General features: G+C 51.7%; 18 protein-coding genes, 2 tRNA genes and 4 rRNA genes. 13 read left to right on the top strand and 11 right to left on the bottom strand.

What is annotated here, in order from left to right; genetic code table 11:
* Window positions 1-9: 9 nt before the first annotated feature.
* Genes rsmB through def form a run of 3 tightly spaced genes read right to left on the bottom strand, consistent with a single transcriptional unit; the run spans window position 10 to window position 2,823 of the window.
* Window positions 10-1,299, bottom strand: a complete 1,290-nt coding sequence (rsmB, locus tag GUC22_RS02250; RefSeq protein WP_004138428.1) for a 16S rRNA (cytosine(967)-C(5))-methyltransferase RsmB — start codon at window positions 1,297-1,299, stop codon at window positions 10-12.
* 52 nt (window positions 1,300-1,351) lie between these two features.
* Window positions 1,352-2,299: a methionyl-tRNA formyltransferase gene (gene fmt / locus GUC22_RS02255; RefSeq protein ID WP_004138430.1), complete on the bottom strand. Its 948-nt coding sequence runs from the start codon at window positions 2,297-2,299 to the stop codon at window positions 1,352-1,354.
* A 14-nt stretch (window positions 2,300-2,313) separates the two neighbouring features.
* Window positions 2,314-2,823, bottom strand: coding sequence for a peptide deformylase (def, locus tag GUC22_RS02260; protein ID WP_004138433.1), 510 nt, complete (start codon window positions 2,821-2,823; stop codon window positions 2,314-2,316).
* Window positions 2,824-2,952: 129 nt separating this feature from the next.
* On the opposite strand from def, the gene dprA reads away from it, so the two are divergent.
* From dprA to GUC22_RS02290, 6 genes are read left to right on the top strand one after another with little or no spacing between them, the layout of a single operon-like run.
* Window positions 2,953-4,077, top strand: a complete 1,125-nt coding sequence (dprA, locus tag GUC22_RS02265) for a DNA-protecting protein DprA (protein ID WP_024360700.1) — start codon at window positions 2,953-2,955, stop codon at window positions 4,075-4,077.
* Complete coding sequence (gene smg / locus GUC22_RS02270; RefSeq protein ID WP_024360699.1) at window positions 4,049-4,522, top strand: DUF494 family protein Smg; 474 nt, start codon at window positions 4,049-4,051, stop codon at window positions 4,520-4,522. The genes dprA and smg overlap by 29 nt, the downstream gene beginning before the upstream one ends.
* A 27-nt stretch (window positions 4,523-4,549) precedes the next feature.
* Window positions 4,550-5,092 carry a type I DNA topoisomerase gene (locus tag GUC22_RS02275; protein WP_098362987.1) on the top strand — a complete coding sequence of 181 codons (543 nt, stop codon included), beginning with the start codon at window positions 4,550-4,552 and terminating at the stop codon, window positions 5,090-5,092.
* A 4-nt stretch (window positions 5,093-5,096) separates the two neighbouring features.
* Window positions 5,097-5,669 (top strand): L-threonylcarbamoyladenylate synthase type 1 TsaC, encoded by a 573-nt coding sequence (gene tsaC, locus GUC22_RS02280; protein ID WP_004138440.1) that lies wholly within the window; start codon window positions 5,097-5,099, stop codon window positions 5,667-5,669.
* 3 nt (window positions 5,670-5,672) lie between these two features.
* A complete protein-coding gene (aroE, locus tag GUC22_RS02285) occupies window positions 5,673-6,491 on the top strand; it encodes a shikimate dehydrogenase (RefSeq protein WP_098067609.1) in 819 nt (272 codons plus the stop codon).
* The gene (locus GUC22_RS02290) at window positions 6,488-6,745 is read left to right on the top strand and encodes a DUF1488 domain-containing protein (protein WP_004138448.1); all 258 of its coding nucleotides are present in this window, start codon (window positions 6,488-6,490) and stop codon (window positions 6,743-6,745) included. Before aroE ends, GUC22_RS02290 begins: the two co-directional genes overlap by 4 nt.
* Here the strand turns inward: GUC22_RS02290 and GUC22_RS02295 are convergent.
* Window positions 6,721-7,275: a gamma carbonic anhydrase family protein gene (locus GUC22_RS02295; RefSeq protein WP_024360698.1), complete on the bottom strand. Its 555-nt coding sequence runs from the start codon at window positions 7,273-7,275 to the stop codon at window positions 6,721-6,723. The genes GUC22_RS02290 and GUC22_RS02295 overlap by 25 nt on opposite strands.
* Window positions 7,276-7,745: 470 nt before the next feature.
* On the opposite strand from GUC22_RS02295, the gene GUC22_RS02300 reads away from it, so the two are divergent.
* The 6 genes from GUC22_RS02300 (at window position 7,746) to rrf (GUC22_RS02325) (ending at window position 12,972) form a co-directional block, all read left to right on the top strand.
* Window positions 7,746-9,285: ribosomal RNA gene (locus GUC22_RS02300) — 16S ribosomal RNA — on the top strand.
* An 87-nt stretch (window positions 9,286-9,372) separates the two neighbouring features.
* Window positions 9,373-9,447, top strand: a tRNA-Glu gene (locus GUC22_RS02305).
* Window positions 9,448-9,637: 190 nt separating this feature from the next.
* A 23S ribosomal RNA gene (locus tag GUC22_RS02310) occupies window positions 9,638-12,544 on the top strand.
* Between the two features lie 67 nt (window positions 12,545-12,611).
* Window positions 12,612-12,727 (top strand): 5S ribosomal RNA (gene rrf / locus GUC22_RS02315).
* 14 nt (window positions 12,728-12,741) lie between these two features.
* Window positions 12,742-12,817, top strand: a tRNA-Thr gene (locus GUC22_RS02320).
* A 39-nt stretch (window positions 12,818-12,856) separates the two neighbouring features.
* Window positions 12,857-12,972 (top strand): 5S ribosomal RNA (rrf, locus tag GUC22_RS02325).
* The 16S, 23S and 5S rRNA genes sit together here with 2 tRNA genes alongside, the layout of an rRNA operon.
* Window positions 12,973-13,198: 226 nt before the next feature.
* On the opposite strand, the gene GUC22_RS02330 is transcribed toward rrf (GUC22_RS02325), so the two are convergent.
* The 3 genes from GUC22_RS02330 to GUC22_RS02340 form a co-directional block, all read right to left on the bottom strand.
* On the bottom strand, window positions 13,199-13,420 hold the full coding sequence (locus GUC22_RS02330) for a membrane protein (RefSeq protein ID WP_004125860.1): 222 nt from the start codon (window positions 13,418-13,420) through the stop codon (window positions 13,199-13,201).
* A gap of 282 nt (window positions 13,421-13,702) precedes the next feature.
* Window positions 13,703-16,813, bottom strand: coding sequence for an efflux RND transporter permease subunit (locus GUC22_RS02335; protein ID WP_024360646.1), 3,111 nt, complete (start codon window positions 16,811-16,813; stop codon window positions 13,703-13,705).
* Between the two features lie 13 nt (window positions 16,814-16,826).
* A complete protein-coding gene (locus tag GUC22_RS02340; RefSeq protein WP_004139667.1) occupies window positions 16,827-17,966 on the bottom strand; it encodes an efflux RND transporter periplasmic adaptor subunit in 1,140 nt (379 codons plus the stop codon).
* Window positions 17,967-18,344: 378 nt separating this feature from the next.
* On the opposite strand from GUC22_RS02340, the gene envR reads away from it, so the two are divergent.
* Complete coding sequence (gene envR / locus GUC22_RS02345) at window positions 18,345-18,995, top strand: acrEF/envCD operon transcriptional regulator (RefSeq protein ID WP_049130441.1); 651 nt, start codon at window positions 18,345-18,347, stop codon at window positions 18,993-18,995.
* Window positions 18,996-19,059: 64 nt separating this feature from the next.
* Here envR and fis read toward each other — a convergent pair whose 3' ends face one another.
* The 4 genes from fis to prmA all read right to left on the bottom strand — a co-directional run bounded on the left by fis (window position 19,060) and on the right by prmA (window position 22,435).
* Entirely contained in the window at window positions 19,060-19,356 is a 297-nt protein-coding gene (fis, locus tag GUC22_RS02350; RefSeq protein ID WP_000462905.1) for a DNA-binding transcriptional regulator Fis, read from the bottom strand.
* 24 nt (window positions 19,357-19,380) lie between these two features.
* The gene (dusB, locus tag GUC22_RS02355) at window positions 19,381-20,346 is read right to left on the bottom strand and encodes a tRNA dihydrouridine synthase DusB (RefSeq protein ID WP_024360647.1); all 966 of its coding nucleotides are present in this window, start codon (window positions 20,344-20,346) and stop codon (window positions 19,381-19,383) included.
* Between the two features lie 328 nt (window positions 20,347-20,674).
* Entirely contained in the window at window positions 20,675-21,415 is a 741-nt protein-coding gene (locus GUC22_RS02360; protein WP_160183333.1) for a carbonic anhydrase, read from the bottom strand.
* 138 nt (window positions 21,416-21,553) lie between these two features.
* Window positions 21,554-22,435 carry a 50S ribosomal protein L11 methyltransferase gene (gene prmA / locus GUC22_RS02365; protein ID WP_064371555.1) on the bottom strand — a complete coding sequence of 294 codons (882 nt, stop codon included), beginning with the start codon at window positions 22,433-22,435 and terminating at the stop codon, window positions 21,554-21,556.
* Window positions 22,436-22,446: the final 11 nt, after the last annotated feature.

Consider the following 22,446-nt stretch of genomic DNA (forward strand, 5'->3'; position numbering starts at 1 on the left):
GTTGTCTCATTACTTTTTGATTAGCTTAGCGTAAAAGAAGCCGTCACCTTGCTCGGCGCCTGGCAAATTTTGCTGGCCCGGTAAATCTGCATCGCCGGTTTCGTTAAGAACCGCATCAGCTGTACGTTGCAGGAAGGCTTTTATTTGCTGGCTGTTCTCTTCTGGCAATACGGAACATGTCGCGTAAACCAGAGTGCCGCCGGATTTCAGGTGCGGCCATACGGCATCCAGAATTTCAGCCTGGAGCTGGGCCAGTTCCGCGATATCACGATCCCGGCGCAGCCATTTGATATCCGGGTGACGGCGAATAACACCGGTGGCGGAACAAGGGGCATCCAACAGAATACGATCGAACTGCTGCTCGCCACACCATTGGGCTGGATAACGGCCATCGCCTTGTTTGACGGTCGCTTTCATGCCCAGACGCTTCAGGTTGTCATAGACGCGGGAGAGTCGCTGCTCATCAACGTCGACAGCCAGAACCTGTGCTTCGGGCGCCGCTTCGAGAATATGGGTGGTTTTACCACCCGGGGCAGCGCATAGATCTAAAATATACTCGTCGTTTTGCGGATCAAGGAATGTCATGCAGCCTTGGGCAGAGGCATCCTGCACGGTCACCCAACCTGCCTCAAACCCGGGCAATGCGTGGACCGGTACCGGTGTTTCCAGGCGCACGGCGTCAGGGTAAGCAGGATGAGTAAACCCTTTCATTCCCGCCTCTTCCAGTAAAGCCAGCCAGCTGTCGCGCGAATGATGGACGCGGTTTACCCGCAACCACATCGGCGGGCGCTGGTTGTTCGCTTCCACAATGGCTTCCCACTGTGCTGGATAGGCTTTTTGCAGACGTTTCAATAACCAGGAAGGATGTAAAAAGCGGATCTCGCTACGAGAAAATTCAGCTAACAGCTCTTCCTGCTGACGTTGAAACTGGCGCAAGACCCCATTGATCAACCCTTTGAGCTGCGGACGTTTAATAGCAACTGCGCCTTCAACGGTTTCCGCCAAAGCTGCATGAGGCGGAATGCGTGTGTATAACAGTTGATAAAAGCCCACCATAATCAGGTAGTGCACAACACGCTGCTTACCCGTCATCGGCCGGGACATGAGCTTGCCGATCAGCCAATCTAACTGTGAAAGCGTACGTAGCACGCCAAAGCATAGCTCCTGAAGCAGCGCTTTATCTTTATCAGAGACTTTCTGTTGCAGCGGCGGCAGAACGTTGCTTAAGGATTGCCCTTGTTCGAGAACCTGTTCAACGGCCTGCGCTGCCAGACTGCGTAAATTGAGTTGTTTTTTCATAAGTACAAAAATAAAAATGCCCGGTAACACCGGGCGTATTAAGAAAGGAGCGTCAGACCAGACGGCTGCCAGGTACAAACCATTCCCGGCGCGAGTTTAATAGATCCTGAGCACTCATGGCTTTTTTCCCGGCTGGCTGTAGCGAGAGTAAATTCAGAACCCCGTCCCCGGTTGCGACCTGAATTCCCCGTTTTGTCGCTTCAAGAATGGTCCCCGGCTCGGCTTTTGTTGCCGTGTCGATCGCCGATGCCTGCCAGACTTTCACCGGCTGACCATCAATTTCTATCCAACTCATTGGCCATGGGTTAAAGGCGCGAATGCAGCGTTCTAGCTGTGCAGCGGAAAGAGACCAGTCGATACGCGCTTCTTCTTTGCTGAGTTTTTGCGCATGGGTAACCAGCGCTTCATCCTGTACAACCGGTTTTGCGGTGCCTGCGGCAAGCTGCTTAAGGGTTTCGATAAGCCCCTGGGGGCCCAGGTTCGCCAGCTTGTCGTACAGCGTCCCGCTGGTGTCTTCTGCGGTGATCGGGCACGCAAGCTTATACAGCATATCACCCGTATCGAGACCAACATCCATCTGCATGATGGTTACACCCGTCTCGGCATCGCCAGCCCAAAGCGAACGTTGAATCGGGGCCGCACCGCGCCAGCGCGGAAGCAGCGAGCCGTGAACGTTAATGCAGCCCAGGCGTGGAATATCAAGTACGGCTTTTGGCAGAAGGAGGCCATAGGCCACGACGACCATAACATCTGCGCGCAGGTCAGAGACGAGTTGCTGGTTTTCCTGCGGACGTAACGAAGCTGGCTGGAATACCGGTATGCCTTGCTCTTCCGCCAGAACTTTTACCGGGCTGGGCATGAGTTTTTTACCACGACCAGCCGGACGGTCCGGTTGGGTGAACACGCCAACAACGTTATGTCCAGAGGAGAGCAGCGCGTCGAGATGACGCGCTGCAAAGTCAGGTGTGCCCGCAAAAATAATACGTAGTGAATCTGACACGTTAATTCTCGTCCTTAAGCTCGGGCATTCAGGCGATCAAGTTTCTCAACTTTCTGACGAATGCGTTGTTGCTTGAGCGGCGACAGGTAGTCGATGAACAGCTTACCGACGAGGTGATCCATCTCATGCTGAATACAGATTGCCAGCAGACCATCAGCTTCAAGCTCATAAGGTTTACCTTCACGATCGAGCGCGCGGATTTTCACCTTTTCTGCACGTGGTACTAAAGCACGCTGTTCAGGAATAGAGAGACAACCCTCTTCAATACCTGTTTCTCCGCTCTTTTCCAGCAGCTCAGGGTTAATTAATACCAGCTGCTCTTCACGATTTTCTGATACGTCAATAACGATAATGCGCTGATGAATATCTACCTGCGTTGCGGCCAGACCGATACCTTCTTCAGCGTACATCGTCTCGAACATATCATCGACGATACGCTGAATTTCTGCATTTACTTCTTCTACCGGTTTTGCGACTTTGCGAAGGCGCTCGTCCGGAATATGTAACACTTGCAAAACTGACATAGTTATCCAGAGTTGTGTTCAGGAGTTGGAAAGATTATTACCTCTATTCTAGACAAAACCCCCTGCAATTGACAGTCTCACTGACCAATCGCAAAGATTGTTAAAGTCGCTTGTGGCAGGGGAATAGGGATGACGCCGAGGGAAATTTGGTTACGTTTGATGAGAGTGAGCAGCCTGTATGGAGAAGGTGCTATCAGTGCCGCACGCCAGCTATGTTCATCTCCGACGCTAGAGCGAGAAGAGTTGCGTGCCCGTGGTTTGAATCTGGCGCAATCGAAGCATTTCCTCGGTGTTAACCAATGCGAAATCGATGCCACGCTGCAATGGCTGGAGCGGCCCAATTGCTATTTACTGACTGCCGAAGATCCGCTTTACCCACCCCAACTGCGGGCGATTGTCGACTTTCCTTGCGCTCTTTTAGTATGTGGAGATCCTGCGCTACTCAGTAGCCGGCAGCTGTCCGTCATCGGGAGTCGGTCGCACTCGTGGTATGGCGCTCGTTGGGGAAAACTATTTAGCGAAGCTTTAGCGCGTTATGGCATTACGATCACGAGCGGTCTGGCCCTTGGCATTGATGGTATTGCTCATCGTGGTGCGCTGGAAGGGAAAGGTAAAACGGTGGCAGTTTTAGGGAATGGCTTAGGAGAGATCTATCCTCGTCGCCATCAGGCGTTAGCGGAACAGATAATTAACGGTGGCGGAGCCGTCATTTCTGAGTTCCCGCTGTTTACTCCGCCCCTGCCGGGCAATTTTCCCCGTCGTAACCGAATTATCAGTGGCCTAAGCGCCGGTGTGTTGGTTATTGAAGCTGCGCTGAAAAGTGGCTCATTAGTGACGGTTCGTTATGCGCTGGAGCAGGGAAGGGATGTATTTGCTCTGCCAGGGCCGATTGGCAGCCCGGGTTCAGAAGGTCCTCATTGGCTCATCAAGCAGGGCGCGATTCCCGTAACAGCCCCTGAAGATATCGTCGAATACTGGCGAGATGAGCTACCGTATATTCTTCCTGAGCCAGATGAGGTAAATAATTGCGGTAATCGGCCTTCTGTAGCATTGCCATTTCCAGAGCTCCTGGCTAACGTAGGAGATGAGGTAACACCTGTTGACGTTGTCGCTGAACGTGCCGGCCAATCTGTGCCAGTAACCGTAGCCCAGCTACTAGAACTGGAGTTAGCAGGCTGGATCGCAGCTGTACCCGGCGGCTATGTCCGATTAAGGAGGGCAAGCCATGTTCGACGTACTGATGTATCTGTTTGAAACTTACATCCATAACGAAGCAGAAATGCGCGTGGATCAGGACAAGCTGACTCGGGATCTGACCGATGCCGGTTTTGAACGAGAAGATATCTATAACGCCCTAATGTGGCTCGAAAAACTGGCTGATTACCAGGAGGGGCTTGTTGCACCCATGCAGCTAGCTTCTGACCCACTCTCGTTACGAGTCTATACTGACGAGGAGTGTCAGCGTCTTGATGCGAGTTGCCGGGGATTCTTACTATTCCTTGAGCAAATTCAGGTGTTGAACCTCGAAACACGGGAAATGGTGATAGAGCGCGTGCTGGCGCTGGATACGGCAGAATTCGAGCTGGAGGATCTCAAATGGGTGATTCTGATGGTGCTGTTCAATATTCCCGGTTGCGAAAATGCCTACCAGCAAATGGAAGAATTACTCTTTGAAGTAAATGAAGGTATGCTGCACTAACTTTTTTGCTGCGACATTAGAATTGTTATGACCAAAACAGCGCTGTTTTCGGTGCGTAAAAACGAACCCTGCCCGCAGTGTGGGGCTGAACTGGTAATACGCTCCGGGAAGCACGGGCCTTTTCTCGGCTGCTCGCATTATCCTGACTGTGACTATGTCCGTCCCCTGAAAAGCCAAGTGGACGGACATATTGTCAAAGTTCTGGAGGGGCAAACGTGTCCGTCCTGCGGCGCGGTGCTGGTACTCCGCCAGGGGCGTTTTGGTATGTTTATCGGTTGTAGCAGCTATCCTGATTGCGAACATACTGAACTTATCGATAAGCCGGATGAAACTGCAATAGCCTGCCCACAATGCGGACAAGGGCATCTGGTTCAGCGCCGTTCACGGTTTGGAAAAAACTTCCATTCCTGCGATCGTTACCCCGATTGTCAGTTCGTCATTAACTTCAGGCCAGTGGCGGGCGAGTGTCCTGAGTGTCATTACCCGTTGCTAATCGAAAAGAAAACGGCGCAGGGCGTTAAGCGCTTCTGCGCCAGCAAACAATGTGGAAAGCCGATATCGGCGGAATAAATCTGTGAATAATAACCTGCCCTCAGAAGCCATCGTACGCGCTGTGGCGCTTCTGAATAATGAACATGTCATCGCCTATCCAACAGAAGCCGTTTTTGGCGTCGGTTGCGATCCCGATAGCGAAAAAGCCGTCATGAGTCTGCTCGCACTGAAGCAGCGTCCCGTTGAAAAGGGGCTGATTCTGATTGCTGCGAACTTTGAGCAACTCAAGCCGTATATTGACGATACGCAGCTGAGTGATGCGCAGCTAGCGGCTATTTTTTCGTGTTGGCCTGGGCCGGTAACATTTGTCTTCCCTGCCTGCGCTTCAACGCCGCGTTGGTTGACCGGGCGCTTCAATTCATTGGCGGTACGAGTCACGGATCATCCGCTGGTGGTCGAACTGTGTAAGGCTTACGGGAAACCGCTTGTTTCTACCAGCGCAAATTTATCGGGCCAGCCTCCTTGTCGCACGACGGCTGAGGTTTATACGCAGTTTGGCGCTGATTTCCCGGTAGTCGATGGGGCAACGGGCGGGCGTCAAAACCCATCTGAAATACGTGACGCCTTGACGGGCGAACTCTTCCGCCAGGGGTAACTCATGGAAACTTATGCCGTCTTCGGAAACCCGATTGCCCATAGCAAGTCGCCATCTATTCATCGGCTTTTTGCGCAGCAGCTGCAAATTACGCATCCCTATGGCCGTATCCTGGCTCCGCTCGATGATTTTGTTACCACGCTCGATGCTTTCTTTAATGAAGGTGGTAAGGGAGCGAACGTCACCGTGCCTTTTAAAGAAGAGGCCTTCGCGCGAGCTGATGAGTTAACTGAACGCGCAGCGCTGGCTGGTGCGGTCAATACGCTTAAACGGTTGGAGGATGGCCGCCTGCTTGGGGACAATACCGATGGTATTGGACTACTGAGCGATCTGGAACGGCTTGGTTTTATTAAACCTGGATTCCGGGTGTTGCTTATTGGCGCAGGTGGGGCTTCACGCGGCGTATTGCTTCCTCTCCTGTCGCTGGATTGCGCCGTGACTATTGTTAATCGTACCTATTCTCGCGCCCATGAACTGGCTACGCTTTTTTCTCATACCGGCAGCGTCCGCGCTTTAGATATAGAAGCATTAGGCGGTCAGGAATTTGATCTGATTGTTAATGCGACGTCCAGCGGTATTGACGGCGATGTTCCCGCGATCCCTGTTACCTTAATAAATCCTCATGTCTGTTGTTATGACATGTTTTACCAGAAAGGCTGTACGCCATTTTTAGCCCTCTGCCAGCAACACGGTGCGACAAAATGCGCTGATGGGTTGGGAATGCTGGTGGCGCAGGCTGCCCATGCGGTGCTGTTATGGCATGGCGTACTGCCAGAAATTACGCCAGTCATTGCAGCGTTGCAGAAGGAACTGAATGCGTGAACCAGGCTATTCAGTTTCCAGACAGAGAGATATGGGATGAAGCGCATCAATGTATCGCTTTTCCGGCATTAGTTAACGGCATGCAGCTTACCTGCGCCTTAACGTTAACGGTGCTCAAGAAGCGTTTTGGCGGTGAAGAACCCGCACAATGGCTGGCCGCTTTTCGTGAACATCGCTGGGATCTGGAAGATGAAGCCCAGGATCTCATTCTCGACCAGCGGGAAGATGCTCAGGGTTGGGTCTGGCTTTCCTGATCGAGATAATCACCTTTCCACTTTACATAGTTATTCGCTGAATATATGAGCCCCGCGATTTCCGCCTCCGTCAGGGGGCGTATCTGTTTTACCGGGTTACCAAAGTAAAGGTAGCCACTCTTGAGGCGTTTGTTCTGAGGCACCAGACTACCTGCGCCAATCATTATGTCGTCTTCAACAATCACGCCATCCAACAAAATCGAACCCATCCCGACCAGTACCCGATTACCAATAGTGCAGCCGTGTAGCATCACCTTATGCCCGACGGTAACATCATCGCCAATGATCAGTGGATTGCCTTGCGGATTAGATGGTGATTTATGCGTGACATGTAAGACGCTACCGTCCTGAATGTTGGTGCGAGCGCCTATTTCGACGTAATTCACATCGCCGCGAATCGCGACCAGAGGCCAGATACTGACGTCATCAGCCATTCTGACATCACCGATCACCACGCTGCTGCTGTCGATCATCACGCGCAGGCCCGTTTTAGGGAATAAATCTTTATAACGACGTAAACTGGTGGTCATGGTTACCTCAATAAACGAAGGGAGTGCAGAGACTTTGGTTGCTTTTTTGGCCGTCTGCAACCCTTTATTGTGGTAAAAATTGAGCGAATTGAGCAAGAACGCCGCGAAGCGGCTGAAAAACCATCATTTGGAAAAAAAGATCGAAAAAAGGCTTGTGCAAAAAAATGGGATCCCTATAATGCGCTCCCACTGACACGGCAGATGTGAATCACTTCACAAACAACCCGGTCGGTTGAAGAGAAAAATCCTGAAATAACGGGTTGACTCTGAAAGAGGAAAGCGTAATATACGCCACCTCGCAACGGTGAGCGAAAGCCGCGTTGCACTGCTCTTTAACAATTTATCAGACAATCTGTGTGGGCACTCAAAGTGACATGGATTCTTAACGTCTTCGGACGAAAAATGAATACCAAGTCTCTGAGTGAACATACGTAATTCATTACGAAGTTTAATTCACGAGCATCAAACTTAAATTGAAGAGTTTGATCATGGCTCAGATTGAACGCTGGCGGCAGGCCTAACACATGCAAGTCGAACGGTAGCACAGAGAGCTTGCTCTCGGGTGACGAGTGGCGGACGGGTGAGTAATGTCTGGGAAACTGCCTGATGGAGGGGGATAACTACTGGAAACGGTAGCTAATACCGCATAACGTCGCAAGACCAAAGAGGGGGACCTTCGGGCCTCTTGCCATCAGATGTGCCCAGATGGGATTAGCTAGTAGGTGGGGTAACGGCTCACCTAGGCGACGATCCCTAGCTGGTCTGAGAGGATGACCAGCCACACTGGAACTGAGACACGGTCCAGACTCCTACGGGAGGCAGCAGTGGGGAATATTGCACAATGGGCGCAAGCCTGATGCAGCCATGCCGCGTGTATGAAGAAGGCCTTCGGGTTGTAAAGTACTTTCAGCGGGGAGGAAGGGAGTAAGGTTAATAACCTTATTCATTGACGTTACCCGCAGAAGAAGCACCGGCTAACTCCGTGCCAGCAGCCGCGGTAATACGGAGGGTGCAAGCGTTAATCGGAATTACTGGGCGTAAAGCGCACGCAGGCGGTCTGTCAAGTCGGATGTGAAATCCCCGGGCTCAACCTGGGAACTGCATTCGAAACTGGCAGGCTGGAGTCTTGTAGAGGGGGGTAGAATTCCAGGTGTAGCGGTGAAATGCGTAGAGATCTGGAGGAATACCGGTGGCGAAGGCGGCCCCCTGGACAAAGACTGACGCTCAGGTGCGAAAGCGTGGGGAGCAAACAGGATTAGATACCCTGGTAGTCCACGCTGTAAACGATGTCGACTTGGAGGTTGTTCCCTTGAGGAGTGGCTTCCGGAGCTAACGCGTTAAGTCGACCGCCTGGGGAGTACGGCCGCAAGGTTAAAACTCAAATGAATTGACGGGGGCCCGCACAAGCGGTGGAGCATGTGGTTTAATTCGATGCAACGCGAAGAACCTTACCTACTCTTGACATCCAGAGAACTTAGCAGAGATGCTTTGGTGCCTTCGGGAACTCTGAGACAGGTGCTGCATGGCTGTCGTCAGCTCGTGTTGTGAAATGTTGGGTTAAGTCCCGCAACGAGCGCAACCCTTATCCTTTGTTGCCAGCGGTCCGGCCGGGAACTCAAAGGAGACTGCCAGTGATAAACTGGAGGAAGGTGGGGATGACGTCAAGTCATCATGGCCCTTACGAGTAGGGCTACACACGTGCTACAATGGCATATACAAAGAGAAGCGACCTCGCGAGAGCAAGCGGACCTCATAAAGTATGTCGTAGTCCGGATTGGAGTCTGCAACTCGACTCCATGAAGTCGGAATCGCTAGTAATCGTGGATCAGAATGCCACGGTGAATACGTTCCCGGGCCTTGTACACACCGCCCGTCACACCATGGGAGTGGGTTGCAAAAGAAGTAGGTAGCTTAACCTTCGGGAGGGCGCTTACCACTTTGTGATTCATGACTGGGGTGAAGTCGTAACAAGGTAACCGTAGGGGAACCTGCGGTTGGATCACCTCCTTACCTGAAAGAACCTGCCTTTGTAGTGCTCACACAGATTGTCTGATAGATGTAAAGAAGCAAGACGGCTGCGAAGTCGCGACACCTCGTGTCCCCTTCGTCTAGCGGTTAGGACTCCGCCCTTTCACGGCGGCAACAGGGGTTCGAATCCCCTAGGGGACGCCACTTGCTGGCTGTGAGTGAAAGGCACAACCAACCGATATCTCAAAACTCATCTTCGGGTGACGTTTGAGATATTTGCTCTTTAAAAATCTGGATCAAGCTGAAAATTGAAACGACACACAGCTAATGTGTGTTCGAGTCTCTCAAATTTTCGCGACACGACGATGTTTTACGAAACATCTTCGGGTTGTGAGGTTAAGCGACTAAGCGTACACGGTGGATGCCCTGGCAGTCAGAGGCGATGAAGGACGTGCTAATCTGCGAAAAGCGTCGGTAAGGTGATATGAACCGTTATAGCCGGCGATGTCCGAATGGGGAAACCCAGTGCAATTCGTTGCACTATCGTTAACTGAATACATAGGTTAACGAGGCGAACCGGGGGAACTGAAACATCTAAGTACCCCGAGGAAAAGAAATCAACCGAGATTCCCCCAGTAGCGGCGAGCGAACGGGGAGCAGCCCGGAGTCTGAATCAGCTTGTGTGTTAGTGGAAGCGTCTGGAAAGTCGCAGGGTACAGGGTGATACTCCCGTACACTAAAACACACAGGTTGTGAACTCGAAGAGTAGGGCGGGACACGTGGTATCCTGTCTGAATATGGGGGGACCATCCTCCAAGGCTAAATACTCCTGACTGACCGATAGTGAACCAGTACCGTGAGGGAAAGGCGAAAAGAACCCCGGCGAGGGGAGTGAAAAAGAACCTGAAACCGTGTACGTACAAGCAGTAGGAGCCTCTTTATGGGGTGACTGCGTACCTTTTGTATAATGGGTCAGCGACTTATATTCTGTAGCAAGGTTAACCGTATAGGGGAGCCGCAGGGAAACCGAGTCTTAACTGGGCGTTAAGTTGCAGGGTATAGACCCGAAACCCGGTGATCTAGCCATGGGCAGGTTGAAGGTTGGGTAACACTAACTGGAGGACCGAACCGACTAATGTTGAAAAATTAGCGGATGACTTGTGGCTGGGGGTGAAAGGCCAATCAAACCGGGAGATAGCTGGTTCTCCCCGAAAGCTATTTAGGTAGCGCCTCGTGAACTCATCTTCGGGGGTAGAGCACTGTTTCGGCTAGGGGGTCATCCCGACTTACCAACCCGATGCAAACTACGAATACCGAAGAATGTTATCACGGGAGACACACGGCGGGTGCTAACGTCCGTCGTGAAGAGGGAAACAACCCAGACCGCCAGCTAAGGTCCCAAAGTCATGGTTAAGTGGGAAACGATGTGGGAAGGCCCAGACAGCCAGGATGTTGGCTTAGAAGCAGCCATCATTTAAAGAAAGCGTAATAGCTCACTGGTCGAGTCGGCCTGCGCGGAAGATGTAACGGGGCTAAACCATGCACCGAAGCTGCGGCAGCGACACTATGTGTTGTTGGGTAGGGGAGCGTTCTGTAAGCCGTTGAAGGTGGCCTGTGAGGGTTGCTGGAGGTATCAGAAGTGCGAATGCTGACATAAGTAACGATAATGCGGGTGAAAAACCCGCACGCCGGAAGACCAAGGGTTCCTGTCCAACGTTAATCGGGGCAGGGTGAGTCGACCCCTAAGGCGAGGCCGAAAGGCGTAGTCGATGGGAAACAGGTTAATATTCCTGTACTCGGTGTTACTGCGAAGGGGGGACGGAGAAGGCTATGTTGGCCGGGCGACGGTTGTCCCGGTTTAAGCATGTAGGCGGATGTTCCAGGTAAATCCGGAACGTTATTAACGCTGAGGTGTGATGACGAGGCACTACGGTGCTGAAGTGACAAATGCCCTGCTTCCAGGAAAAGCCTCTAAGCATCAGGTAACATCAAATCGTACCCCAAACCGACACAGGTGGTCAGGTAGAGAATACCAAGGCGCTTGAGAGAACTCGGGTGAAGGAACTAGGCAAAATGGTGCCGTAACTTCGGGAGAAGGCACGCTGATATGTAGGTGAAGTGGTTTACCCATGGAGCTGAAATCAGTCGAAGATACCAGCTGGCTGCAACTGTTTATTAAAAACACAGCACTGTGCAAACACGAAAGTGGACGTATACGGTGTGACGCCTGCCCGGTGCCGGAAGGTTAATTGATGGGGTTATCCGTAAGGAGAAGCTCTTGATCGAAGCCCCGGTAAACGGCGGCCGTAACTATAACGGTCCTAAGGTAGCGAAATTCCTTGTCGGGTAAGTTCCGACCTGCACGAATGGCGTAATGATGGCCAGGCTGTCTCCACCCGAGACTCAGTGAAATTGAACTCGCTGTGAAGATGCAGTGTACCCGCGGCAAGACGGAAAGACCCCGTGAACCTTTACTATAGCTTGACACTGAACACTGGTCCTTGATGTGTAGGATAGGTGGGAGGCTTTGAAGCGTGGACGCCAGTCTGCGTGGAGCCATCCTTGAAATACCACCCTTTAATGGCTGGTGTTCTAACGTGGGCCCCTAATCGGGGTTGCGGACAGTGTCTGGTGGGTAGTTTGACTGGGGCGGTCTCCTCCTAAAGAGTAACGGAGGAGCACGAAGGTCAGCTAATCCTGGTCGGACATCAGGAGGTTAGTGCAATGGCATAAGCTGGCTTGACTGCGAGCGTGACGGCGCGAGCAGGTGCGAAAGCAGGTCATAGTGATCCGGTGGTTCTGAATGGAAGGGCCATCGCTCAACGGATAAAAGGTACTCCGGGGATAACAGGCTGATACCGCCCAAGAGTTCATATCGACGGCGGTGTTTGGCACCTCGATGTCGGCTCATCACATCCTGGGGCTGAAGTAGGTCCCAAGGGTATGGCTGTTCGCCATTTAAAGTGGTACGCGAGCTGGGTTTAGAACGTCGTGAGACAGTTCGGTCCCTATCTGCCGTGGGCGCTGGAGAATTGAGGGGGGCTGCTCCTAGTACGAGAGGACCGGAGTGGACGCATCACTGGTGTTCGGGTTGTCATGCCAATGGCATTGCCCGGTAGCTAAATGCGGAAGAGATAAGTGCTGAAAGCATCTAAGCACGAAACTTGCCCCGAGATGAGTTCTCCCTGACTCCTTGAGAGTCCTGAAGGAACGTTGAAGACGACGACGTTGATAGGCCGGGTGTGTAAGCGCAGCGATGCGTTGAGCTAACCGGTACTAATGAACCGTGAGGCTTAACCTTACAACGCCGAAGATGTTTTGGCGGATTTGAGAGAAGATTTTCAGCCTGATACAGATAACAGAATTTGCCTGGCGGCAACAGCGCGGTGGTCCCACCTGACCCCATGCCGAACTCAGAAGTGAAACGCCGTAGCGCCGATGGTAGTGTGGGGTCTCCCCATGTGAGAGTAGGGAACTGCCAGGCATCAAATTAAGTGTGCTGATATGGCTCAGTTGGTAGAGCGCACCCTTGGTAAGGGTGAGGTCCCCAGTTCGACTCTGGGTATCAGCACCAGTTTTTTAGGTTAAAGTTCGGCGATTAGAAAAGAATTTGCCTGGCAACGATAGCGCGGTGGTCCCACCTGACCCCATGCCGAACTCAGAAGTGAAACGCCGTAGCGCCGATGGTAGTGTGGGGTCTCCCCATGTGAGAGTAGGGCATTGCCAGGCATCAAATAAGTGAAAAGCCCATCCTGACGGATGGGCTTTTTGCGTTTTTGCGTCCACGAAAAAATCATATCCGGCAATGACGTTTCATCCGCTCGCTGTTATCCGAGGGAGCTTTGTCCGGGCTTCAGCAGCGGGCAATACAGTTTAAGCATCGTGGGGCTTACCTTCGGGGAAAGCGGTACCGGATATGACTCCGGTACCTGTCATGTCAGAGAAGAGAAAGGAATTAACGCGTCAATGCCACGATACCGAGCGTCAGACCAGCTATCGCGGCTGCGCCTCCGGCAATCGCGCCAGCAGTTTCCCAGTTATCCTGGGTCGTTCCTTTCATACAGGTATTGGTGTGGACTAATCTACCTTCAGAATCATAAACCGGCACACACGGAGAGTCGTGCGCACAGCCGGCGAGCAGCGTTGCCAGCAATGCCACTATAATAAATTTATTCATGATGTTACCTCTAAATAATCCGCTTCGCTGTATTGGAGAACCCATACACCTACGGAACGGTTTATTTTATCATCAGCAATACAGGGCGCCGCTAGAGTAAATAATCTCAATTTATGAGTAACGTAAATATCGTGAAGAAAGTCAGAAGACGATAGATAAATAATGTGTATGGGAAACCGCGGCAATTATTAAAAATTAATAAATACATTTAATATCATCAGGATAGTTACCGATACGCAGACGAAAAAAAGGCACCAGAAAGGTGCCTTTAGGTAAGAGTATTTACTCTGCGTGTTTCGTAAAACGGCGTCTTACCACCACGAAGAAGACGGGGACGAAGAAGATAGCCAGCAATGTCGCCATCAGCATTCCGCCCATAACGCCGGTACCGACCGCGTTTTGGGCGCCGCTGCCGGCTCCGTGGCTAATTACCAGAGGCAGAACCCCCAGGATAAAGGCCAGCGAAGTCATCAGGATAGGGCGTAAACGCATACGAGATGCTTCAAGTGTGGCTTCGATAATTCCTTTGCCTTCCTTATCCATCAGGTCTTTCGCAAACTCAACGATAAGAATAGCGTTTTTCGCAGACAGGCCGATAGTTGTTAATAAACCCACCTGGAAATAAACGTCATTATTAAGCCCACGTAACGACGCTGCCAGCAGTGCTCCAACCACCCCTAATGGAACGACGAGCATGACGGAGAAGGGAATAGACCAGCTTTCATAAAGCGCCGCAAGACACAAAAAGACAACGATAAGTGAAATGGCATATAAAGCTGGCGCCTGATTACCGGATAAACGTTCTTGATAAGACATCCCCGTCCAGTCGTAGCCGATCCCAGTAGGAAGCTTGCTGGCCAATTGCTCCATTAAAATCATCGCATCACCGGTACTTTTCCCGGGCGCCGCTTCGCCAAGCATTTCCATAGAGGGCAAACCATTGTAGCGCTCCAGGCGCGGGGAGCCATAAACCCAGCGCGAAGTCACAAAAGCGGAGAACGGGACCATTTCGCCATTCGCGCTGCGGACGTACATATTATTGATATCGCTCGGCAGCATACGGAATTTTGCATCGGCCTGAACGTAGACTTTTTTCACTCGCCCATGGTCAATAAAGTCGTTGACGTAATATCCCCCCAACGCCGCGGAAATGGTCTCATTGATATCGGATAGCGAAATACCCAGAGCCTGAGCTTTCTCCTGATCGACATCCAGCTTGAATTGCGGCGTGTCTTCGAGCCCATTCGGGCGAACGCGTACCAGCTGATCCGGATGCTCTCTCACCATACCAAGGAGCTGATTACGGGCCTGGGTTAGCGCGCTATGGCCGAGGTTGCCCTGATCGATAAGCTCAAAGTCAAAACCCGTGGCCGTACCCAGCTCGATAATAGCCGGCAGGTTGAAAGGGAAGACCATGGCATCTTTAATCTGGCTGAAGGCGGCGGTTGCTCGTTTGATGATGGCCTCAACGCCATTTTCGGAACCACTGCGTTCTTCCCATGGCTTCAGGCTGACAAACGCCATACCGGAGTTTTGGCCCTGACCGCTAAAGCTAAAGCCGTTAACGGTAAAGACGCTTTCAACGTTCGCCTTCTCTTTATGCAGGTAGTAATCGGTAACCGTATCGAGCACTTTTTGCGTGCGCTCCTGCGTTGCGCCTGAAGGCAGTTGGATCATGGTCATAAATACCCCCTGATCCTCATCCGGCAAGAAGGAGGTGGGCAGGCGCACAAAGAGCACGGCCATACCCACAACGATCAGCAAATAGATGATGAGATAGCGTCCGGTACAGCGCAGGATCCCACTAACGCTGTTAGTGTAGTGGCTCACGCTACGATCGAATTTCGCGTTAAACCAACCAAAAAATCCTTTTTTCTCATGATGATCGGCTGATGCGGGTTTCAATAATGTAGCGCAAAGCGCGGGGGTCAGGATCAGCGCCACCAGTACGGACAGCGCCATGGCGGAGACGATGGTGATAGAGAATTGCCGATAAATCGCTCCCGTAGAACCGCCAAAGAAGGCCATCGGGACAAACACCGCCGAGAGCACCATGGCAATGCCAACCAGCGCCCCCTGTATTTGCGCCATCGATTTTTCCGTCGCCTCTTTTGGCGGAAGCTTCTCTTCAACCATGACGCGTTCGACGTTTTCCACCACCACGATAGCATCGTCGACCAGAAGGCCTATTGCCAGCACCATGCCAAACATGGTTAGCGTATTGATGGAGTAACCGAACGTTGCCAGGACGGCAAAGGTGCCGAGCAGGACGACCGGAACCGCAATAGTGGGGATCAGCGTGGCCCGGATATTCTGTAAAAACAGGTACATTACCAGGAAGACGAGGATAATTGCCTCAAACAGCGTCTTCACGACCTCATGAATTGAGATTTTCACAAACGGCGTGGTGTCGTAAGGATAGACGACCTTCATCCCCTGGGGGAAGTACGGCTGCAGTTCGGCAAGCTTCGCTTTAATCGCAGCGGCGGTATCGAGGGCATTGGCGCCGGTAGCGAGTTTAATTCCCAGGCCTGAAGCCGGTTTTCCATTGATTTTAGCGACAACGTTGTAGTTCTCACCACCCAGCTCAATACGTGCCACATCTTTCAGATGCACCACTGAGCCATCCGCGTTCACGCGCAGCGTCACTTTGCCAAACTCTGCCGGGTCTTTCAGCCGTGTCTGAGCAATGATGGAGGCGTTTAGCTGCTGGCCTTTAAGGGCCGGCGTACCGCCAAGCTGGCCTGCTGCAATCTGATCGTTCTGTATCTGTAGCTGGTTAATGACGTCGACAGGCGTGAGGTTGTACTTATTCAGGAGATTGCCGTCCAGCCAGACGCGCATTGCATACTGCGCCCCGAAGAGCTGTACATCGCCAACGCCGTTAAGGCGGCTGATGGTATCTTTGACGTTCGATGCGACATAGTCAGAGATATCATCCTGAGTGGTGCTGGCGTTATCGGAGATGAATCCAGCAACCATCAAGAAGCTACTGCTTGATTTCTCGACGCTAATCCCCTGCTGCTGTACTTCCTGAGGCAGAAGCGGCGTCGCCAGCTGGAGTTTATTCTGCACCTGAACTTGCGCAATATCCGGATCCGTACCCGACGTAAAGGTCAGAGTGATGGTCACGCCGCCTGCAGAATCGCTGGTTGAGGACATGTACATCAGGTTATCGATACCGTTCATGTTCTGTTCGATAACCTGAGTCACCGTATCCTGAACGGTTTGCGCGTCCGCACCCGGATAGGTTGCGGAGATCGCCACCGCTGGCGGCGCGATAGTCGGGTATTGTGCAATCGGTAGCTGCATAATCGCGAGGCCACCAGCAATCATCATGATGATCGCCAGCACCCAGGCGAAGACCGGTCGATGAATAAAAAACTTAGACATAGGGATTTGTACCTTATTGCGCGACGGACGTCGCGGTATCCTCTTCGGCCTTCACGGTGACGCCGGGACGTACTTTCTGCAGACCGCTGACGATAACTTTTTCACCGGCTTTCAGACCGCTGGTGACTAACCACTTATCGCCAATCGCCTGCGCAGCGGTGACAGCCCGCGTTTCCACCTGGTTTTTGTCATTAACGAGCATCACGCTGGCCTCGCCGCGCGGCGTGCGGGTGACTCCCTGCTGGGGAACGAGAATGGCATTCGGCGACACGCCTTCATCAATGCGGGCGCGAACAAACATTCCTGGCAGCAAAGCGTGCTGTGGGTTAGGGAAGATCGCGCGTAGCGTAATTGAGCCGGTGCTCTCATCCACGGTGACATCAGAGAACTGTAAAGCGCCCTGAAGCGTATAAGGCTGACCGTTTTCCATAATCAACTGCACGTTTTTGGTGTCATTGCCGTGCTGCAGACTTTCCTGTTTCAGGCGCATGAAATCATTACTGGATTCGGTAACGTCCACATAAATGGGGTCGAGCTGCTGTACCGTCGCCATCGCGTCGGCCTGACCGTTCGTCACCAGGGCGCCTTCGGTCACGCTCGATTTGCCGATACGGCCGCTGATGGGAGAGGTCACTTTGGTGTAGGCCAGATTAATACGCGCGCTTTCCACGGCTGCTTTTGCAGCGATAACATCGGCATCAGCCTGGCGTGCGGTCGCCACCGCCTGATCGTACTCTTGCTGGCTGATATATTTTGTGCCGAGAAGAGGCGCGTAGCGTTTTACCGTTAAATGGGCGATGGCGGCTGCGGCCTCCGCTTTCGCTTCATCGCCCTTTGTGCTGTTGTAAGCTGCCTGATAAGTCGCCGGATCGATTTGATAAAGCGACTGTCCTGCGCTGACATCGCTACCTTCGACAAAGTTACGCTGCAGGATTATTCCATTCACCTGCGGGCGGACTTCCGCGACGCGGTAGGCTGATGTGCGGCCGGGTAGCTCCGTGGTGACGGATAGCGGCGCGCTGTGTACCACATAAACGGAAACCTGGGGTATCTGTGCATGTGGTTGCCCATCGCCTGAATTATCGCAACCGCTGAGCAAGATAGCCGAGATGATAAGGCTGGATAAAAGTGTAACCCTGACATGAGGTGTCATTGCTGTTCCTTATAGATTATGAGCCTGATTTGGCCACGAATCTGTGCAAGAAATAATGAATTAAAATGCGGTTTGTTATCCTACAAATAAAAAACGGTGGATGTAAGACATAGTTATTTTTTATCCATCAGCAAGGCACGTAAAAACAAAATATCAGGGATTATGTTTTTAGAATGATCTCAAATTAAAATTTGCTTACATTGATATTTAATTTATGAATGAATTGGAATTAATTATTTGTTGTGTGTATTTATTTTATTTTAGTTTGAGATTTAACTTATCTGTATTTTTGCTAAACAATATTGATTGTCAGATGCTAGGTTTATACCTATTCAGCTATTTCCCACACTCTCAATCTGGCGTTGAGTGGAGCACCGTATGCCTAGAAGAACGAAAGAAGATGCGCTAAAGACCCGGCAGCTTCTGATTGAGTCCGCCATTCAGCAGTTTGCCCTACGCGGCGTGACCAGCACCACCTTAGCCGATATTGCTGATGCTGCTGGCGTCACGCGCGGAGCGGTGTACTGGCACTTTGCGAGCAAAGCGGAGCTATTTAATGAAATATGGCAACAGCAGCTGCCGCTACGCGACCTGCTTCAGCATGAATTTCCCCAAAAAGAGAGCAAGGATCCGCTCAGCACGCTACGAGAGAAATTTATTATTGGCTTACAATATATCGCCAATAATCCCCGTCAGCGTGCGTTGATGCAAATTCTGTATCAGAAATGTGAGTTTTCCAGCGACATGATGCCGGAAGCTGAGATTCGTAAGAGAATTGGATTTAGTTACCCGATTATTGGCGGGATTTTGCAGCTCTGTATTCGTAACGGATTATTACCAGCGGAAACGAATGTTGAAGTTTCATTAATTGTTTTACACAGCGCGTTTACCGGTATTATTAAAAACTGGCTGGTGGAGCCGGGACAATTTGATCTGTATCGCCAGGCGCCCGCTTTGGTTGATAATATTATGTCGATCCTTTGTGGGACTACACGACAGCTGGCGACAGTGAGCCATTACAATCAATGAAATAAAAAAGGCGCTTCCCCATGCCGAAGAGCGCCTTTTATATCAAACATTTAACTGATTAGTATCAGTTCATGCCGTATTTTTTCAATTTTTTACGCAGAGTACCACGGTTGATGCCCATCATCAGGGCAGCACGGGTCTGGTTACCGCGGGTGTATTGCATCACCATGTCCAACAGGGGCTGTTCTACTTCAGCCAGTACCAGCTCATACAGGTCATTAACATCCTGACCGTTCAGTTGAGCAAAATAGTTCTTCAGTGCCTGTTTAACCGAGTCACGCAGGGGCTTTTGAGTCACCTGATCCTGAGAGTTAACGGTAGAAACGGTCAGTACGTCAGAATTTACGCGTTGTTCGAACATAGTTCTGTCAGCTCTTTATTTCTATTACGCAAAATTTTCGAAGTATGCCTCCAACGCCTCCAGCTGTTCGCTGGAATCTTCTATGGCGTTGAATGTGCGCCGAAACTGGTCATCTGGAGCGTGTTCCTGCAGATACCAGGATACGTGTTTGCGTGCGATTCGGTACCCTTTTGCCTGGCCATAAAAGCCATGCAGTTCCCGAACGTGTGCACAAAGCAAGCGCTTAACCTCTGCCAACGGCAGCGGGGGCAGCAGCTCTCCAGTGTCCAGATAGTGCTGGATTTCCCGAAAGATCCAGGGTCTTCCCTGAGCGGCACGGCCTATCATAAGGGCATCTGCCCCCGTATAGTCGAGCACAGCTCTGGCTTTAAGCGGGTCAGTAATGTCGCCATTCGCGATAACCGGAATGGAAACTTTCTGCTTAACTGCCCGAATACTGTCGTACTCAGCATCTCCGTTAAACAAGCAGGCGCGCGTGCGTCCGTGAATAGTCAGAGCCTGAATGCCACATTCTTCAGCCAGTTGGGCAATTTCTACACAGTTACGGTGTTCCGGTTCCCAACCGGTGCGAATCTTGAGAGTTACGGGAACGTCCACTGCTTTGACGACCGCCGTCAGGATGGACTTCACCTGGTCGGGGTACTGCAAGAGGGCTGAACCTGCAAGCTTACGATTCACCTTTTTAGCCGGACACCCCATATTGATATCAATAATCTGGGCGCCGCTTTCCACGTTAATACGGGCGGCTGCAGCCATCTCTTCCGGCACGCTGCCGGCGATTTGCACGGTACGAATACCGGGCTCATCAACGTGCACCATCCGTAAGCGGGACTTGTCGCTCTCCCAAACCTGCGGGTTGGAGGACATCATCTCGGATACGGTCAATCCTGCTCCCATCTCGTAACACAACGTCCGGAATGGTCTGTCAGTAATGCCAGCCATAGGCGCTGCGATGAGTCGATTCCTGAGCTGGTAGTGTCCGATGCGCATGAGTTAAGAAATGACCATACTGTGACTGCAAGGCGGCGTATATTACGCATTTTTTGCACGAGATGAAAGGCCAAACTTTGAGCAATCCTCTGCGGTGGATCAAAGAATCGCCGTGAAGATTAGCGTCCATGAATAATTAGCTTTATAAATCATTGCATTAAAAATATGTGATGAATTTATCTACACATATAATTTTGTCTAACTTCTCATTTTTTCTTCCCGGAGCCGGCTGCGGGCAAGATAATCTGCTGAAGAAATCAGCAAATTACCTTGGCTTTATGTGAGTTAGCTCTCATTTCAGAACATGATCGTGAAGCATCTCTGATGTTTACTCTATGACCACGCGACCGTTCAGCGGCTGTACCGGACGATTGTTATCGTGATGCATAGCGTGGCTGAATTTTGCCAGCTGCGCTGAAGAAAGGGTCAGGGGATGCTTAAGCACAATCCAGGTTACCCCTTCTGAACAAGGCGGAGTGGTCAGAGAGCCGCTAAAGCGCCAGTAGGTTTTATCTATGGGAAGCAGGGCGTTGAGATCCATTTGCGTGACAATTTTAGCCGTCTGCTCAGCCTGCTCGGGCATGGTGGCCCACAGCTTGTTCAGTTCTGTATTTTCCGCGCCCTGCTCGAACATCACCGCCACCACGGCGACGGCGCCTTTAGCATTCTTATGTACCAGATGCATCTCCATCGCATAGTGCTTGCCGTGGACCGTGTTTTCGCTCGGGGCATGGAAATGGAACTGCTGGAGGATAAATGGCGTACCGTCAATCGTAATGGTGTCCGCTGTCGTGGTCTTTAGCGCCGCCTGGATGGTATGGCCATTATTAATGAGCGTGATTGGGCCATCGATGTAGTGCGTATCCAGCGGTGAAAGGTGGGTTTTGAACGTGGTATCGATGTTGATAGGGGATTGGTTCATGCCGTTCTGGCAGGTTTTATACTCCTCATTGAGCGCCCCCCAGTGTTCCGGCGAACCTTCGCCTTCATAGCTCCAGTGGGAAGCGAAAACCGTAACGGGCATCATGCTTAACGCCAACAATGCCGCCTTGCCTAAAGATGTTTTCATATAATTCGTCCGATGAATAGAATGATGATTTTATTGGTAACTACACTACGTTACCTCATCATCTTATTCTTATTGAGCGCAAGATTATGTACAGAAAACGCGAAAAGTTGTGGCCTGCGATGAGGCCACAAGGAGAGATTACTTTTTATAACCGGTAATCCGGCACCACTCCTCTTTTTCCACGACGGGATCGAGCTCAAAGAGCTCGGCGTAGGCTTCACAAACGCTTTCCGCCTGGCTGGCAAGGATACCGGAAAGCCCCAGCAGACCGCCTGTAACCGGCAGCACGCTGATAAGAGGGGCCAGCTCGCGTAATGGGCCAGCCAGAATGTTGGCGACCACCACATCGGCTTTCATCGCCTCTGGCTGATCCTTGGGCAGATAAAGTTCCAGGCGTTCAGAGACCCCGTTACGTTCGGCATTATCGCGGCTGGCCTGAATGGCCTGCGGATCGATATCAATACCGATAGCTTTCGCCGCGCCCAGCTTTAATGCCGCGATAGCCAGAATGCCTGAGCCGCAGCCAAAATCGATAATCGTTTTACCCGCGAGATCGAGTCCATCCAGCCACTGCAGGCACATCGCGGTGGTGGGATGCGTACCGGTACCAAACGCCAGGCCCGGATCGAGCATCACGTTCACGGCGTTTTCATCCGGAACATCGCGCCAGCTCGGGCAAATCCACAGTCGTTGACCAAAGCACATAGGGTGGAAGTTATCCATCCACTCGCGCTCCCAGTCTTTATCTTCCAGTTGTTCGATTTTATGCACGAAACCGACGCCCAACAGCGGATGCTGCTGCAGAATGGCGACCACCTCTTCCATATCGGTTTCGGCGTCAAACAGACCGATAACGTCCGTATCGCCCCACAGACGGGTTTCACCCGGTAGAGGTTCGAAGACCGGCGTATCGTGAGTATCCTGGAAAGTAATGGAAACGGAACCCGCTTCCATCAGCGCATCACTCAGCTCTTCCGCGTTCGCGCCGGTAGTATTCAATTTCAGTTGGATCCATGGCATGGCAAAACTCT

This window comes from Klebsiella sp. MPUS7, from assembly GCF_009905335.1.
Taxonomy (GTDB): Bacteria; Pseudomonadota; Gammaproteobacteria; order Enterobacterales; family Enterobacteriaceae; genus Klebsiella; species Klebsiella grimontii.

Coding starts and splice junctions, on each gene's coding strand:
- smg (WP_024360699.1), top strand. CDS start 4,049: ATGTTCGACGTACTGATGTATCTGTTTGAAACTTACATCCATAACGAA.
- rsmB (WP_004138428.1), bottom strand. CDS start 1,299: ATGAAAAAACAACTCAATTTACGCAGTCTGGCAGCGCAGGCCGTTGAA.
- GUC22_RS02360 (WP_160183333.1), bottom strand. CDS start 21,415: ATGAAAACATCTTTAGGCAAGGCGGCATTGTTGGCGTTAAGCATGATG.
- fis (WP_000462905.1), bottom strand. CDS start 19,356: ATGTTCGAACAACGCGTAAATTCTGACGTACTGACCGTTTCTACCGTT.
- GUC22_RS02340 (WP_004139667.1), bottom strand. CDS start 17,966: ATGACACCTCATGTCAGGGTTACACTTTTATCCAGCCTTATCATCTCG.
- dprA (WP_024360700.1), top strand. CDS start 2,953: ATGACGCCGAGGGAAATTTGGTTACGTTTGATGAGAGTGAGCAGCCTG.
- GUC22_RS02335 (WP_024360646.1), bottom strand. CDS start 16,813: ATGTCTAAGTTTTTTATTCATCGACCGGTCTTCGCCTGGGTGCTGGCG.
- GUC22_RS02295 (WP_024360698.1), bottom strand. CDS start 7,275: ATGACCACCAGTTTACGTCGTTATAAAGATTTATTCCCTAAAACGGGC.
- aroE (WP_098067609.1), top strand. CDS start 5,673: ATGGAAACTTATGCCGTCTTCGGAAACCCGATTGCCCATAGCAAGTCG.
- def (WP_004138433.1), bottom strand. CDS start 2,823: ATGTCAGTTTTGCAAGTGTTACATATTCCGGACGAGCGCCTTCGCAAA.
- GUC22_RS02275 (WP_098362987.1), top strand. CDS start 4,550: ATGACCAAAACAGCGCTGTTTTCGGTGCGTAAAAACGAACCCTGCCCG.
- prmA (WP_064371555.1), bottom strand. CDS start 22,435: ATGCCATGGATCCAACTGAAATTGAATACTACCGGCGCGAACGCGGAA.
- envR (WP_049130441.1), top strand. CDS start 18,345: ATGCCTAGAAGAACGAAAGAAGATGCGCTAAAGACCCGGCAGCTTCTG.
- dusB (WP_024360647.1), bottom strand. CDS start 20,346: ATGCGCATCGGACACTACCAGCTCAGGAATCGACTCATCGCAGCGCCT.
- GUC22_RS02330 (WP_004125860.1), bottom strand. CDS start 13,420: ATGAATAAATTTATTATAGTGGCATTGCTGGCAACGCTGCTCGCCGGC.